This window comes from Streptomyces sp. NBC_01515 (assembly GCF_045040345.1).
Taxonomy (GTDB): Bacteria; Actinomycetota; Actinomycetes; order Streptomycetales; family Streptomycetaceae; genus Streptomyces.
Map to the genome: position 1 here is coordinate 5,899,107 of NZ_CP109416.1, position 16,241 is coordinate 5,915,347.

10 protein-coding genes are annotated in these 16,241 nt (G+C 68.2%); 3 read left to right on the forward strand and 7 right to left on the reverse strand.

Annotation, left to right across the window (positions count from 1 at the left end):
- Positions 1-63: 63 nt before the first annotated feature.
- On the reverse strand, positions 64-2,304 hold the full coding sequence (gene murJ, locus OG407_RS26520) for a murein biosynthesis integral membrane protein MurJ (RefSeq protein WP_405861790.1): 2,241 nt from the start codon (positions 2,302-2,304) through the stop codon (positions 64-66).
- Between the two features lie 46 nt (positions 2,305-2,350).
- Positions 2,351-4,750, reverse strand: a complete 2,400-nt coding sequence (locus tag OG407_RS26525) for a DUF6049 family protein (RefSeq protein WP_405861792.1) — start codon at positions 4,748-4,750, stop codon at positions 2,351-2,353.
- A gap of 258 nt (positions 4,751-5,008) precedes the next feature.
- On the opposite strand from OG407_RS26525, the gene OG407_RS26530 reads away from it, so the two are divergent.
- Positions 5,009-6,475 (forward strand): CCA tRNA nucleotidyltransferase, encoded by a 1,467-nt coding sequence (locus OG407_RS26530; RefSeq protein ID WP_405861794.1) that lies wholly within the window; start codon positions 5,009-5,011, stop codon positions 6,473-6,475.
- 103 nt (positions 6,476-6,578) lie between these two features.
- On the opposite strand, the gene OG407_RS26535 is transcribed toward OG407_RS26530, so the two are convergent.
- The 4 genes from OG407_RS26535 to OG407_RS26550 all read right to left on the reverse strand — a co-directional run bounded on the left by OG407_RS26535 (position 6,579) and on the right by OG407_RS26550 (position 10,495).
- Complete coding sequence (locus OG407_RS26535) at positions 6,579-7,193, reverse strand: hypothetical protein (RefSeq protein WP_405861795.1); 615 nt, start codon at positions 7,191-7,193, stop codon at positions 6,579-6,581.
- Positions 7,194-7,326: 133 nt separating this feature from the next.
- Entirely contained in the window at positions 7,327-8,604 is a 1,278-nt protein-coding gene (locus tag OG407_RS26540) for an MFS transporter (protein WP_405861797.1), read from the reverse strand.
- A gap of 77 nt (positions 8,605-8,681) precedes the next feature.
- The gene (locus OG407_RS26545; RefSeq protein WP_327402805.1) at positions 8,682-9,764 is read right to left on the reverse strand and encodes an inositol-3-phosphate synthase; all 1,083 of its coding nucleotides are present in this window, start codon (positions 9,762-9,764) and stop codon (positions 8,682-8,684) included.
- A 44-nt stretch (positions 9,765-9,808) separates the two neighbouring features.
- Positions 9,809-10,495, reverse strand: coding sequence for a PadR family transcriptional regulator (locus tag OG407_RS26550; protein WP_033285749.1), 687 nt, complete (start codon positions 10,493-10,495; stop codon positions 9,809-9,811).
- 735 nt (positions 10,496-11,230) lie between these two features.
- Here OG407_RS26550 and OG407_RS26555 point away from each other — a divergent pair.
- Together OG407_RS26555 and OG407_RS26560 are read left to right on the forward strand one after the other, a co-directional pair.
- Positions 11,231-13,477, forward strand: coding sequence for a transglycosylase domain-containing protein (locus OG407_RS26555; RefSeq protein ID WP_405868612.1), 2,247 nt, complete (start codon positions 11,231-11,233; stop codon positions 13,475-13,477).
- A 136-nt stretch (positions 13,478-13,613) separates the two neighbouring features.
- A complete protein-coding gene (locus tag OG407_RS26560; protein WP_405861799.1) occupies positions 13,614-15,113 on the forward strand; it encodes a glycosyltransferase family 87 protein in 1,500 nt (499 codons plus the stop codon).
- 90 nt (positions 15,114-15,203) lie between these two features.
- Here the strand turns inward: OG407_RS26560 and OG407_RS26565 are convergent, their stop codons facing one another.
- Positions 15,204-16,235 (reverse strand): alanine racemase, encoded by a 1,032-nt coding sequence (locus OG407_RS26565; RefSeq protein WP_365301175.1) that lies wholly within the window; start codon positions 16,233-16,235, stop codon positions 15,204-15,206.
- Positions 16,236-16,241 lie beyond the last annotated feature (6 nt).

Consider the following 16,241-nt stretch of genomic DNA (forward strand, 5'->3'; position numbering starts at 1 on the left):
CCCACAGTCTGCCGCTATGCACGACACACAGCGGCGGACGATGGTTGTGCGTGTGCCCCCGCCTCAGCGCCCCAAGCGCCCGCGCACCATGCCCACGAGGGAGTTGAGCTCCTCGATGCGCATGCGGCGGGCCGCGACGTAGAAGATTCCGAGCAGTACGGCACCGCCCACCAGGAGGGCGGCGAACGAGCCGACGACCCCCTGGCCGAGCGTATGACCGATCCCGTAGCAAGCCGCACCACTGAGCAGTGCGGCCGGCACGGAGGCGATGCTGAGCCGAGCGTACGTCCGCATGACGCGAGCGCCGTCCAGGTCGCCGTTCAGCCGCTTGCGCAGCCGGTTCCAGGCGACGCCGACACCGGTCGCGTACGCGAGGCCGTACGAGGCCGCCATGCCCACCACGGCCCAGCGGGCCGGGAGCACGAAGTAACAGACCGCCGAGGCACCCGCGTTGACCGCGGCCACGATGACGGTGTTGTAGAAGGGCGTCCGGGTGTCCTCGTAGGCGTAGAAGGCACGCAGGACGACGTACTGCACCGAGTACGGGATCAGGCCGAGGGCGAAGGCCATCAGCATGAAACCCATGTTGGTGGCCGCGCCGGTGCCCGAGGAGCCGAAGATCAGGGTGCACATCGGGATGCCGAGAGCGAGCAGGCCGAAGGCGATCGGCACGATCGCGACCGCGGTCGTCCGCAGACCCTGGGAGATGTCGTCGCGGACGGCCCCGCCGTCGCCCTCGGCGGCCGAACGGGAGATGCGCGGCAGCAGGGCGGCCATGAGGGACACCGTGATGATGGCCTGGGGCAGACCCCAGATGAGCTGGGCGTTGGCGTAGGCGCTGAATCCGGTTCCGGCGATGTTCGTGTCCGCGACCGACGCGGTGGCGAGCTGGGTGACCACGAGGGCACCCGCCTGGTTCGCGAGGACGAAGAGGACGGTCCACTTGGCGAGCATCGCGGCCTTGCCGAGACCGTGGCCCTTCCAGTCGAACCGCAGCCGCAGCCTGAACCCCGTCTCGCGCAGGTACGGGATCATCGCCAGCGCCTGGACGACCAGGCCGAGCAGAACACCGATGCCCAGGAGGCGTTGGGCCTCCGGCGGGATGTTCTGGACGCCCATACCGGAGTCCGCCGAGGTGCCGTACACCCAGAGGAACATGCCGAGCGTCACGATGATGACGACGTTGTTGAGGACCGGGGTCCACATCATCGCGCCGAACTTGCCGCGGGCGTTGAGGATCTGGCCCATCACCACGTGGATGCCCATGAAGAAGATCGAGGGCAGGAAGTAGCGGGTGAAGGTGATGGCGACGCTGTCGGCCGCGGGGTCGTTCGCGACCTTCACCGACAGCAGGCGGACCAGGAGAGGCGCCGCGAACATCGCCAGCGCGGTCAGTGCTCCGAGCGCCACGATCACCAGGGTCAGCAGACGGTTGGCGAACGCCTCGCCTCCGTCGTCGTCCTCCTTCATGGCGCGCACGAGCTGCGGCACGAAGACGGAGTTGAGTCCGCCGCCGACGGTCAGGATGTAGATCATCGTCGGCAGTTGGTAGGCGACCTGGAAGGTGTCGCCGAGGAGAGCCGTGCCCAGCGCCGCGACGATCAGCGCGGAGCGGACGAAGCCGGTCAGGCGGGAGACCATCGTGCCCGCCGCCATCACGGCACTCGACTTCAGCAGGCCGGAGGCCTTCCCGCTCTTCTTGGGAGCGGCCGCGGGCGCAGGTGCCGTAGGAGTGAGCTGCATCGTGGCGTCGGACATCGGCGCCGGGGGCGCCTGGCCCGAGGGCGGGGCAGGGGACGGGCCGGGGACCGCCGGGGAGTCCGTCTGCGGACGTCCGCCGCCCTGGCCCTGGTCCCGGAAGAGATGCGCGAAGGCGTCCGGCTCGTGGTGCTCCTCGCCGGCCCCGGTCACCAGGTCGTCCACGCCCACGAACTGGGTCGTCCGGGCGTCGTCGCCGTAGGGCAGGTACTGGGTCGGGCCCTCCGGCTCGGGTGCCGGGGTCTGCGCCCACACGCGGGGGTCGGGGGCGTACGGGGACTGGGGCGGCTGGGCGTAGAGCGGGGGCTGCGGCTGGTACGTGCCCGGAGGCGGCGGGGGGTGGGCGGCACGGTCGTAGAGCGCCTCGGCGACCGGGTCCTGGGCGGAGAGATCCTGCGCCCGGTAGGGGTCCTGGTCGTAGGCGTCCTGGAGGTACATGTCCGCGGGGGGCTGCGGCGGCACCTGGCCGTGTTCGGGCGGCGGGCCCTCGGGGTAGCCCGAGCCGCCCGCGCCCTGACCGCGGTCACCGTCGTACGGCGCGTTCATGGTTACCCCACCTCATCGTCCCCGGGCCCACCGGCCACGACATCGCTCAACGGTCCACTCTCTCACCCGTGCCGGACGGGTCGGCGCTTTCCGGTGCGGTGTCCGGTGTCGGGTCACTCGGGTGCTCCGGGTCGTCTGCCCGGGACGGAGTGCCGGACTCCTCCTTGAGACGGTCCTGGGGGCCTTCGGGGTTCTCCGGGCCGTCGGGCTCCGCCGCCGCTTCGTCGTCGGGTCCGTCGGGACCCTCCTCGGCCTGGCGGGCGACGGCGCGCTTGCGGTGCGTGTACATCCGGAAGCCGGCGAGGACGAGCAGCAGGACACCGCCGCCGATGACCAGCATGACGGTGGCCGTGACCTCGGTGACCTTCACATCGAAGTTGACGGCCTGCCCGTACTCCTGGCCGTCCTCCGTGTACAGCTGCGCGATCACGCCCACCTTGCCGTTGGCATTCGCCGACGTGCTGAACTTCACGGACTGGCTGTGCCCGCCGTTGACCGTGACCCGTTGCTCCCAGTAGGCCTTGCCGCCGATCTTCAGCCGCGTGGGACTCGTCGAGGTGAGGCGCAGCACCAGGTGCTCGACGCCCTGCACCAGGTTGTTCTGCACGGTCACGGGGATCGTGGCGCTGCGGCCCGAGAGCTTGGTCTCGGACTTGTCGATCAGCTTCACCTGGTCGGTGAGGTCTTCGAGGTAATTCAGCACGCTCTGGCGGAAGTTCGCCGCCTCGCCCGCCTGCCCCCGCCACGACGTGGACATCTCACGGTTCATGGCCCGCCCGAACGGGGTCACGACCCGGGACTCGTCGGTGAGGATCACCCGGAAGTTGTCGAGCCTGTCCTGGGTGGCCGCGATCTGCTCGAACGCCGACTTCGGCAGCTCCTGCCTGCGCAGCGAGGAGGGGTACGAGGAGGACGACGGAACCTTCGTGGTGGCGCTCGGGTCGGGCTTGGCCTTGGCCGCCGCGGCGAGCCCCTGCGACTCGTTCCAGGTGCTGCCCTGGAGGGTCGTCAGTGCCTCGGCCATCGTCTGGGCCTGGCTCCCGGTCGGCATGCGCTGCGGGGCGACGACGACGCTGCGCTGCTTGTCCGTCTGCAGGTCGAGCGCCAGGCTCTGGGCCAGGAACTGCTGCTCGGCGAGCGTGGCGTCCCCGGCCTTCGCCAGATCGCCCTCGAACGCCGTGGAGAGCCGTGCGTCCGCGACCACCGCCGTCGTACCGCCGCCGATGGGGCGGGCCGCGGAGGGCGTGTACGACAGGCCGCCGGTCTCCTGGAGGCTGTCGCTGCGGGCGATCACCTTGTCGGCGCCGGCCGAGGTGGCGACCTTGATGATCGACGGGTCCACGGCGCCGTTCACCGGCCACGCGAAGTCCGTGTTCGGCGTCACGTGCAGCACCGTCTCCACGGTGCTCGCGGCGACGTCCGTGGCGTCCTTGAGGTGGCTCAGCGAGCCGGTGACGCTGGTGCCGTTGTGGGCGAGGGACGCCAGATCCGGGTCGGCGAAGGGGAGGGCCACGACCTCCTTGTCAGCCACCGCGGACTGCAACTCGGCGAGCCACGCCTTGGCGACCGCCTGGTGGGTGCCCGTCGTCGTGGTGCCGCCGGCCCCCTGGATCTTGTAGCTGCGGGTCATCGCGTCGACGGAGGCCAGCAGGTCCGGGTCGATCACCCAGGTGACGTCGAGATCCTTGCCCAGCGACAGCATCTGGTCGAGGCGACCGCCCGGAGCGATCTCCTTGGCGAGGTCGTCGTTGCGGAAGACCGGCGTCTGCTGCTCGTTCGAACCCGTCTGCGCCGTCATGTGGACACCGGAGACGAGCGGCCACAGATACGTCGTCTTCGTCTTCGTGTCCGCCTCGTCGGGCTGCCACGGCAGGAACGTCCGCTGGATGCCCAGCACCTGCTCCCACGGCTGCGCCGAGGTCTGGCCGGACAGCGAGACACCGAGCGGGTAGACGCCGTCGTCACCGAGATCCAGCTTGTCGACCGGCACGGAGAGGGTGAAGGGTTCGGCGACGCCCGGAGTGAGCTTGGCGAACTGCTCGATGTACTTGTCGCCCACCTCCGAGCCGTCGACGCCCTGGATGAAGTCGGTGCGCTTGGCGACGGTGTCGATCGCCGAACGGGTGCTCAGCGCCTGGCCCAGGCGCAGGCCCACATGGGCGTCGGTGACCGCCTGCTTGCCGTTGTTGGTCACCGTCCCGGAGACGGTCAGGGTGTCCCCGTCCGTGGGGATGCTGGGGCTGAGCGTGTCCAGGGAGATGGACACCGTCCGAGAGCCGGAGGCGGCCTTCGCGGACGTCTGCTCGGCCGCACCGGCGGGTGCGACGGCGGACAGCTGGAGGAGGCCGGCCAGCAGAGGCGCCCCGGCGAGCAGTGCGCCGGTGCGCCGCAGCCACCGGCGGGCAGGTGAGGGACTCGTCCCCTGGAAGTCTGCCGCCTCGGCCACGCGCTCGCCCGTCCCTCGTCATTGTCAGTGGTCGTCGCAATGTGCGTCCACGCATGGTAACGATGCGCGCTGAGGGGAAGTGCCGCGGACTGGTCCACAAGATCGGAGAACAGCGGCGGACCGTCCCGTATGCGCCTATATAAAAGGGAGCGATCGGGTACGTCGCAAGGGCAGCGCTTGCGCGGGTATCGGCTGACGTGTCCGTGCACATTTAATGGAGGCGCTCGCGGTGGCCGGGGCCACGTACCCTTTTCTGTTGTGCCGAACGCCAACGAAGACAACCCCAGTGCCCTGAGCCAGGTGCAGCACCGCGCGGTGAGCGAGCTGCTGCGGGTGGCTCCCGTCGCCGACGACCTCGCCCGCCGTTTCCAGGAGGCCGGGTTCTCCCTCGCTCTGGTCGGCGGCTCGGTCCGGGACGCGCTGCTCGAACGGCTCGGCAACGACCTGGACTTCACGACGGACGCCCGCCCCGAGGACGTACTGAAGATCGTCCGGCCGTGGGCGGACGCCGTGTGGGAGGTCGGGATCGCCTTCGGCACGGTCGGGGTGCAGAAGGACGCCCGCGTCGGAGACGCTGATCGACGCTTTCAGATCGAGGTGACCACCTACCGGTCCGAGGCGTACGACCGCACCTCGCGCAAGCCCGAGGTGTCGTACGGCGACTCGATCGAGGAGGACCTAGTCCGGCGCGACTTCACGGTGAACGCGATGGCTGTCGCGCTCCCGGAGAAGGAGTTCATCGACCCGCACGGCGGCCTCGCCGACCTCGCGGCCCGGGTGCTGCGGACCCCGGGCACTCCCGAGGCGTCTTTCTCGGACGATCCCCTGCGGATGATGCGGGCGGCACGCTTCGCCGCGCAGCTCGACTTCGAGGTCGCTCCCGAGGTCGTCGCGGCGATGACGGAGATGTCCGGGCGGATCGAGATCGTCTCGGCCGAGCGGGTGCGGGACGAGCTGAACAAGCTGATCCTCTCCGCGCACCCCCGCAAGGGGCTGGCCCTGCTGGTCGACACCGGACTCGCCGACCACGTCCTGCCCGAGCTTCCCGCCCTCCGGCTGGAGAGCGACGAGCACCACCGGCACAAGGACGTCTACGAACACACGCTGATCGTTCTGGAGCAGGCGATCGAACTGGAGGAGAACGGCCCCGACCTCACCCTCCGCCTGGCCGCCCTGCTGCACGACATCGGAAAGCCGCGCACCCGCCGCTTCGAGAACGACGGCCGGGTCTCGTTCCACCACCACGAGGTGGTCGGCGCGAAGATGACCAAGAAACGCATGCTGGCGCTCAAGTACTCCAACGACCTCGTGAAGGACGTCTCACGGCTCGTCGAACTCCACCTGCGCTTCCACGGCTACGGCACCGGCGAGTGGACCGACTCGGCCGTCCGCCGCTACGTCCGTGACGCCGGCCCGCTCCTCGGCCGCCTCCACAAGCTGACCCGCTCGGACTGCACCACCCGGAACAAGCGCAGGGCCGCCGCCCTGTCCCGGGCGTACGACGGCTTGGAGGAGCGCATCGCCCAGCTGGAGGAGCAGGAGGAGCTGGACTCGATCCGTCCCGACCTCGACGGCAACCAGATCATGGAGATTCTGGGCGTCACACCCGGGCCGGTCATCGGCCGGGCGTACAAGTTCCTGCTGGAACTGCGGCTGGAGAACGGGCCGATGGAGCATGAGGCGGCGGTGGCCGCGCTCAAGGAGTGGTGGGCCTCGGAGAACTGAGGCCGTGAAACGGGGTCATGTTTCACGTGAAACATGACCCCGGACAGCAGCAGGGGCGGTGTTTCACGTGAAACATGAGACACCGCCCCTCGCCATATCTGCCTTACTTCGAGTAGTCCTTCAGGCAGAGCAGGAAGTTACTGCCGTCACCGCTCTCGGTGTACGAGTACTGGAAGTCCTTCGCGGCCGCTGTGCACTTGGCGTTGGCCTCCGACTCGGAGTACTTGCCGCTGATCTTGGCGAGCACCGTGTACTCGGCCTTCGAGTCGCTGCACTTCACGACCTCAAGGTCAGGGTTGGTGTCACTGGTGCTGCCGCGGTGCATGCAGTCGCCGACCTTTGCGGTGTCGGCGTCGTCCTGGCTCGATATGAAGCTGAAGATGGCCGCGCCGGCAGCGATCAGGACGATGACGCCGAGCCGGATCATCTTGGGGCTGAACTTGCGCTTCGGCTGCGGGGGGACCGGGGCGTACGGGCCGCCCTGGGGAGGAAAGCCGGGCTGGCCGGGCTGCTGCGGGTAGCCGCCCTGCGGCGGATACGGAGCCTGGGCCTGCGGCGGGTAGGGAGCTTGCGCCTGGGCCGGGTACGGGGCCGGAGTCTGAGCCTGCGGCGGGTACGGCGCCGGAGTCTGCGGCTGGCCGTAGGGCTGCTGGTCCTGGGTGTACGGGTTCGGGTCCTGGGCGTATGGGTTCGGGCTCTGAGGCGGCGGAGTAGTCACTGGGGTCCCCCCTGGAACGTGGACGCATGGCACACGGCATGACCCATGGTCTGGCGTGCGGCATGATGCGAAATAAGACGCCCGTAAGCTACCTGCCCGCACTGACACCGCCGCGGCCCGGAGCGGCTCCGTATCAGTGATGTGACACTGTCCGGCGCTCAAAGTGGGCCATAGTCACAGCAACTGCTCCGTAGACGACGGCCACGGTGAGCACCAGCACCGCCGAGCGGCCGTCAGGGGGCAGCATCAGCGCGGCCATCGCGGCGGCGCCGACGAAAGCGACGTTGAACAGCACGTCGTAGACGGAGAAGATGCGGCCGCGGAAACCGTCGTCGACCGAGAACTGCACGATCGTGTCCGTGGCGATCTTCGCGCCCTGTGTGGTCAGGCCCAGGACGAAGGCCGCCGCCAGCATGGGGGCGGTGGTGAACGGGAGGCCGAGGGCCGGTTCCAGAAGGGCGGCGCCCGCGGCGCACACGGCGATCCAGCGGCCGGGGCCGAGTCGTCCAGCGGCCCAGGGCGTCACCACGGCCGCAACGAAGAAGCCGGCGCCGGACACCCCCAACGCCAGCCCCAGCAGGCGCAGTCCGTCGTCCGGGGTCGATGAGAGGGCGTAGCGGCAGAGCATGAGCAGAAGGACGGTCAGGGCGCCGTAGCAGAAGCGCATCAGCGTCATCGCTGCGAGAGCCCAGACCGCTTCCCGGCGTTGCGGGGCGGCGAGATGCCGTACGGCCGCTGTCAGGTCCCGGGCGGTGCCGGCGAGCGCTGTGGCGAGTCGGGGGTGGGTCAACGCGCGGTCGGGGCCGAGGAGTTCGGGGGCCATGCGCAAGGACGTGAGGGCCGCGCAGAGGTACAGGGCTGCTCCCAGCAGTACCACCGCGGCGTCGGTGTCCGCGACCAGCAGCCGTACGAGGAAGGCGAGGCCGCCGCCCAGCGTCGCCGCCAGTGTTCCGGCCGTGGGGGAAAGGGAGTTGGCGACGACCAGGCGCTCGTCGTCGACCACGCGTGGGAGTGCGGCGGACAGGTCGGCGAGGACGAAGCGGTTGACGGCGGTGACGCACAGGGCGGAGACGTAGAAGAGCCAGTCCGGGACGTGACTCAGCATCAGGACGGCGGTGGCCGCGGCCAGCAGGGCGCGCAGCAGGTTGCCGTAGAGGAAGACCTGGCGGCGGGGCCAGCGGTCCAGGAGGACGCCGGCGAAGGGGCCGATGAGGGAGTACGGGAGGAGCAGGACCGCCATCGCGGAGGCGATGGCGGCGGCCGAGGTCTGTTTCTCCGGGGAGAAGACGACGTAGGCGGCGAGTGCGACCTGGTAGACGCCGTCCGCGCCCTGGGAGAGCAGGCGTACGGCGAGCAGGCGCCGGAAGCCCTGGAAGCGCAGGAGGATGCGCAGGTCACGGACGACGGCCATGGGCACAGCCTCACATACGAGGAGGGTCCCCGGGCGCAATGCCCGGGGACCCTCGACGAACGGACCGGTGGCGGGCTTTAGCGCTCGACCTCGCCCTTGATGAACTTCTCGACGTTCGCGTAGGCCTCGTCGTCGAAGTACTGCACCGGCGGGGACTTCATGAAGTAGCTCGACGCGGAGAGGATCGGGCCGCCGATGCCGCGGTCCTTGGCGATCTTCGCGGCGCGCAGGGCGTCGATGATGACACCCGCGGAGTTCGGGGAGTCCCAGACCTCCAGCTTGTACTCCAGGTTCAGCGGGACGTCGCCGAAGGCGCGGCCTTCGAGGCGGACGTAGGCCCACTTGCGGTCGTCGAGCCACTGGACGTAGTCCGACGGGCCGATGTGGACGTTCTTCTCGCCCAGGTCGCGGTCCGGGATCTGCGAGGTGACGGCCTGCGTCTTCGAGATCTTCTTGGACTCCAGGCGGTCGCGCTCCAGCATGTTCTTGAAGTCCATGTTGCCGCCGACGTTGAGCTGCATCGTGCGCTCAAGGCGGACACCGCGGTCCTCGAACAGCTTCGCCATCACACGGTGCGTGATGGTGGCGCCGACCTGCGACTTGATGTCGTCGCCGACGATCGGGACGCCGGCCTCGGTGAACTTGTCCGCCCACTCCTTGGTGCCGGCGATGAAGACCGGGAGGGCGTTGACGAAGGCGACCTTGGCGTCGATGGCGCACTGGGCGTAGAACTTCGCCGCGTCCTCGGAACCGACGGGCAGGTAGCAGATCAGGACGTCGACCTGCTTGTCCTTGAGGATCTGGACGACGTCGACCGGGGTCTCGTCGGACTCCTCGATCGTCATGCGGTAGTACTTGCCCAGGCCGTCGAGGGTGTGACCGCGCTGGACCGTGATGCCCTTGTTCGGGACGTCGCAGATCTTGATGGTGTTGTTCTCACTGGCACCGATGGCGTCGGAGAGGTCGAGGCCGACCTTCTTCGCGTCGACGTCGAACGCCGCGACGAACTCGACGTCACCGACGTGGTACTCGCCGAACTGGACGTGCATCAGGCCGGGCACCTTGGCCGCCGGGTCGGCGTCCTTGTAGTACTCGACGCCCTGTACCAGTGAGGCGGCGCAGTTGCCCACGCCGACGATGGCTACGCGAACCGAACCCATTCCGGTTGCTCCCTGTGTGTGCGAGGTGAGGCCCTGACTGGACCTCATGTGGTGGTTTCGTCGGACGGATCCGGCCCGGGGGTGGCGCCCCCGAGCCGGGGCAGGCCGCCCGACTCCCCAGATGTGCTGTCCTGCTGAGCGGAGCCTCCGGAGGCGGGACCCTTCAGGTCCCGTCCGGCTCGCTCGCTCTCGATGAGCTCGTTCAGCCAGCGCACTTCGCGCTCCACGGACTCCATTCCGTGGCGCTGCAGCTCAAGCGTGTAGTCGTCGAGGCGCTCCCGGGTCCGCGCCAGGGAGGTGCGCATCTTGTCGAGACGCTCCTCCAGCCGGCTGCGGCGACCCTCCAGTACGCGCATGCGTACGTCGCGTGACGTCTGCCCGAAGAAGGCGAAACGAGCGGCGAAATGTTCGTCCTCGTACGCGTCGGGCCCCGTCTGCGAGAGCAGTTCCTCGAAGTGCTCCTTACCTTCCGCCGTCAACCGGTAGACGATCTTGGCGCGACGTCCGGCGAGGGTGGCGGTGAGGGCGTCCTCGGGGGTGTTCCCTGTCTCCTCGATCAACCAGCCGTTGGCGACCAGCGTCTTGAGGCAGGGGTAGAGCGTCCCGTAGCTGAACGCACGGAACACACCGAGTGACGTATTGAGTCGTTTGCGCAGCTCATAGCCGTGCATCGGGGATTCGCGGAGCAGGCCGAGGATGGCGAACTCAAGGATGCCGGAGCGTCTGCTCATCGTCGCCTCCCTCCTGTCCGCGGTCCGGCCGTGACGGCCTTTATGCCGAGCTGATGTATCGACTCGATACATCCAGACGATAGAACGGCCTTCCGGATGCGACAAGTGGGGAGATGGTGAGCGGCGTCACATCACTGATTCGTTGGAATCAAGTTGCCTGATTTGGGGTGAACTTCGGGGCTAAGCAGGTTTTGACGGTGCGTAGTCTGTGCGGCATGCACACCACCGGGAACCAAGTGACGCGTGGGGGCGTCGACGTCCTCGGTGCGGTACGGATGAATGCAGAACCGACCACATCCGTACTTCGGGGGGACCGGAAACCAGCCGCCGTTTCCAGGCGCGCACGGATGCGCCTGCCCGAGGAGTAATCGTTCGATGAGCGAGCACCGTCGCAAACCGCCGCAGCCGCAGGGAGGCGGACGTGCCGCGGCCCGACGCGGCCAGTCCGGACCGACCTCCGGCCGCCGCGCGGCACCGCGAGGCGCCACCACCGGGTCTCCCTCCGACTCCTATGGGTCGAACCCCGCAGAGCCGGGGGATGAGGAGCGCCAGTACGGCAGCCGCGCCGAAGCACGCAAGGCTGCCCAGAGAGGCGGCGGCCGTCGCAGAGAGCCCGCCGGCCAAGGTCCCGGCGGCCCGAACGGGCCCGGCCGGGGCAGAGGCCGCGCTCCCGCGTCCGGCAAGAAGAGGTTCATCGACTATCCGCGCTTCGACAAGTACGGATGGCGTCGCTGGATGCCCTCCTGGAAGCTTGTCTCCGGCCTGTGCCTGTTCTTCTTCGGCAGCCTGGTGGCCGCGGTCGGCGTCGGCTACGCGATGGTCGGCATCCCCAGCGAGAACGACGCGGCCAAGTCGCAGAACAACGTCTACTACTGGTCCAACGGCGATCAGATGGTCGCCACGGGCACCGGGGCCAACCGCCAGAACATCACCATCGCCCAGATTCCCCAGGCCATGCAGTGGTCGGTGATCTCGGCCGAGAACAAGAGCTTCTACACGGACTCGGGCGTCGACCCCATGGGCATCGCCCGGGCCCTGGCCAACATGGCCAAGGGCGGTGAGACGCAGGGTGGTTCGACGATCACCCAGCAGTTCGTCAAGAACACCTACCTGAGCCAGGAACAGACGGTCACCCGGAAGCTCAGGGAGATGTTCATCTCCATCAAGGTGGGCACTGAGCTCAGCAAGCAGCAGGTCTTGCAGGGCTACCTGAACACCTCGTACTACGGCCGCGGTGCCTACGGCATACAGGCCGCCGCGCAGACCTACTACGGCGTGGACGCGGTCAAGCTGACGCCGAGCCAGTGCGCCTTCCTGGCGGCCCTGTTGAAGGGCCCGACGTACTACGACCCCATCGGTGCCACGAACATCGATCCTGCGGCGACTTCCGATGCCAACCGCAAGCGCTCCGAGGCTCGTTGGGCCTGGATCCTGGAGCAGATGCACAACGACAAGCGCATCACGGACACCGAGTACCAGACGGCCATCAAGAAGTACCCCATGCCTCAGGGGCTCAAGGCGACCAAGGGCATGACCGGCCAGATCAGCTACCTGGTGGACACAGCCAAGAAGTACGTCCTGAGCCACTCGAACATCTCGCAGACCGCGTTCGACCAGGGCGGCTTCCAGATCTACACGACCTTCCAGAAGGACAAGGTCAACGAGCTGAGCGCGGCCGTGAAGAAGGTCCAGAAGGAGCGCATCGATCCGAAGAAGCGCAATCTGGACAAGTACGTCCAGTTCGGCGCGGCGTCGGTGGTGCCCAAGGACGGAGCGATCGTCGCCCTCTACGGCGGTGACGGTTACGAGAACGGCCACTTCACCAACAACGCCGACACCTCGGGTGTCCCCGTGGGTTCGACCTGGAAGCCGTTCGTGCTCGCCGCCGCCATGGAGTACGGCACGTACAAGACCGACGGCGTCGGTATCTCGCCGCTCAGCAAGTACAACGGCGACGACCATCTCAAGGTCCAGAACCAGGACGGCTCGTACGTCCTGAACAAGGACAACTCGATCTTCTACCAGAACAACGAGAGCAACTATCCCTGGGGTTACATCACGCTGCGCAAGGCGATGGAGCAGTCCATCAACACGCCGTACGTGCAGCTCGGTATGGACGTCGGGATGACGAAGGTGCGGGATGTCGCCAAGTCTGCGGGCATCCTGAGTGACAGCATGGCGAGAGATCTCAACGCGTCCTTCGCCATCGGTACGTCGACTCCCAGTGCGATCCGTATGGCCGACGCCTACGCGACGTTCGCCGCCTCGGGAAAGCAGGCGGACCCGTACTCGGTGACCGCCGTCAAGCAGGACGGACAGCCGGTGTCCGGCTTCACCAAGCCGGTCGCGAAGCAGGCGATTCCGGAGAACGTGGCGAACAACGTCACGAACACACTGGAGAACGTCATCCAGAACGGTACGGCCGAGAACGCGAAGGCTCTGGGCCGTGACGCGGCCGGCAAGACCGGTACCACCGACAGCAACAAGTCGGCCTGGTTCGTCGGCTACACCCAGCAGCTCTCGACATCGATCGCGATGTTCAGGGAGAACCCCAAGGACGCCGAGCTGCTCTCCATGAACGGCACGGCAGGGGTTGCGTCCATCCACGGTGGTGACATTCCGACGTCGATCTGGACCGAGTACATGGAGGGCGCGCTGAAGGGCAAGTCCGACCCCGGCTTCCCGGACGCCACCAAGATCGACAAGGTGTCGAACGAAGACGGTGCTCCGACTCCCACTCCGACGCCTGTCGTGACGCCGAGTGAGACGCCCAGCGAGACGCCGAGTGAGACGCCCAGTGAGACGCCGAGCTCGACACCTTCGGCCACCGAGTCCTGCAAGTTCAGCTGGCAGTGCAGCGACGACGGTGGCACCGACGGAGGGGTGACGTCGACGCCGACGGACACGGCCACTGCCACGGAATCTAGTGGCACCAGTAGAGGTGGCGACAACGGGGGCATCTTCGGAGGCGCAACCGGTTAGCTGCCATATCGCTCATGGAGGGTGTTTCACGTGAAACACCCTTCACCGGATGTTTCACGTGAAACGAGGGCCGCCGCATCCACGAGGTGCGGCGGCCCTCGGCGTACACCTAGGTCCGTACGGCAGGATGTCCCCCATGCCCAGTGCAGAACTGACGCCCACGAGCGTGCACGAGCCGGATCCGGTACGGCCGACCAAGGACGACGAGGTCGCCGCCGCCGGGAGTGAACTGATCGGTGGCCCCATCGGCCGGCGGGCTCTCCTGGGGACGTCCTGGTGGACTCCCGTACGGGTCGTCGCGCTGGTGGCGATCGGCATGTTCGCCCTCGGTCTGGTCCAGAAGGCGCCCTGCTACACCAGCGGTTGGTTCTTCGGGGCCAGCTCGCAGTACACGCACGCGTGCTACTCGGACATCCCGCACCTGTATCAGGGGCGCGGTTTCGCCGACGGCCTCGTGCCGTACTTCGACAAGCTGCCCGGTGACATGCAGTACCTCGAATACCCGGTGCTGACCGGCGTGTTCATGGAGGTGGCCGCCTGGCTCACACCCGGCAGCGGCACCATCCAGCACCAGGAACAGTGGTACTGGATGGTCAACGCCGGGATGCTGATGGTGTGCGCGGCCATCATCGTCGTCTGCGTCAGCCGCACGCACGCCCGTCGGCCCTGGGACGGCCTGCTGGTCGCCCTGGCACCCGCCTTCGCGCTGACCGCCACCATCAACTGGGACCTCCTGGCGGTCGCTCTGACGGCCGCGGCGATGCTGATGTGGTCGCGGGGCCGTTCCCTCGCGTTCGGCGTCCTGTTGGGCCTTGCCACGGCCGCCAAGCTGTATCCCGTCTTCCTCCTCGGCCCGCTGTTCCTGCTGTGCTGGCGCGCGGGCAAGTGGCGGGACTTCGGGAAGGCGGTCGGAGGAACTGCCGTCGCCTGGCTGGCGGTCAACCTGCCGGTGATGCTCTTCGCCTTCGACGGCTGGTCGAAGTTCTACACGTTCAGTCAGGAACGGGGCGTCGACTTCGGGTCCTTCTGGCTGATCTTCGCCCAGAACTCCAGCGACCCGCTCAGCACCGACACCGTCAACACGTTCGCCACGCTGCTGATGCTGCTCTGCTGCGCGGGCATCGCGGCGCTCACGATGACCGCTCCGCGCCGGCCGCGCTTCGCCCAGCTGGCCTTCCTGATCGTCGCGGCGTTCATCGTGACCAACAAGGTCTACTCGCCGCAGTACGTACTGTGGCTGGTCCCCCTGGCGGTGCTGGCCCGGCCGAAGTGGCGGGACTTCCTGATCTGGCAGGCGTGCGAGGTGGCGTACTTCCTGGGGATCTGGTTCTACCTCGCGTACACGACCAGCGGAGACGCTCACAAGGGCCTGCCGACCGACGGCTACCACTGGGCCATCGGCCTGCACATCCTGGGCACGCTCTATCTGTGCGCCGTGATCGTGCGCGACATCCTCATGCCGGAGCGGGACGTGGTGCGCCTGGCGGGCGACGACGACCCCTCGGGCGGGGTGCTCGACAGGGCGGAGGACGTCTTCGTCTTCGGGGCCGCGGCCCGTCCCGGGCGGCACGCGGCCCCCTTCGACGGACCGCAGGTGGAGTGGGGCGGCGAGGGGCCGGCCGACCGTTCGCTCTGAGCGAACAGTCGCCGACCGGGCACGGGGCGACCACGCGAAAGGCCGTACACGGAAGGTTCCGTGTACGGCCTTTCGGCTGTTCAGAAGGGCTCAGCGATCCACGATGCGGTCGAACTGCGTGGTGGTGTGCCGCAGATGGGCCACCAGTTCCTCGCCCACCTTCGGCTCGGCCGCCTCCACCGGTACGAACAGGATCGAGACCTGCATGTGCGGCGGCTCGGCGAACCAGCGCTGCTTGCCGTCCCAGACGAACGGAGAAAGGTTCCGGTTGACCGTGGCGAGGCCGGCGCGGGCGACGCCCTTGGCGCGCGGCATGACGCCGTGCAGCGCCTTGGGGGCCTCCAGGCCCACCCCGTGCGACGTACCGCCCGCCACGACCACCAGATAGCCGTCCGAGGCCGCCTTCTGCTGCCGGTAGCCGAAGCGGTCGCCCTTGGAGACCCGGGTGACGTCCAGGACCGCACCGCGGTACTGAGTCGCCTCGTGGTCCCCCAGCCACAGCCGGGTGCCGATCCGGGCCCGGAAGCGGGTCTGCGGGAACTGCTGCTGCAGCCGGGCCAGTTCCTCGGCCTTGAGGTGGCTGACGAACATCGTGTGCAACGGCAGCCGGGCGGCCCGCAGGCGGTCCATCCAGCCGATGACCTCCTCGACGGCGTCCGAGCCGTCGGTGCGGTCCAGCGGGAGGTGGATGGCGAAGCCCTCCAGGCGCACGTTCTCTATGGCGGAGTGCAGCTGCGGCAGTTCCTGCTCGCTCACGCCGTGACGCTTCATCGAGGACATCACCTCGATGACCACGCGGGCGCCCACGAGGCCGTACACGCCGTCGATGGACGACACCGAGCGGATGACCCGGTCCGGCAGCGGAACGGGCTCCTCGCCGCGGCGGTACGGCGTCAGCACCAGCAGGTCACCGCCGAACCAGTCCTTGATCCGGGCGGCCTCGTACGTCGTGCCGACGGCGAGAACGTCCGCGCCGAGCCGCGTCGCCTCCTCCGCCAGCCGCTCGTGCCCGAAGCCGTAGCCGTTGCCCTTGCAGACCGGGACGAGCCCCGGGAACTGCCCGGCAACGTGCTTGTGATGCGCCCGCCAGCGCGCGGTGTCGACGTAGAGCGTGAGCGCCATGGCCGG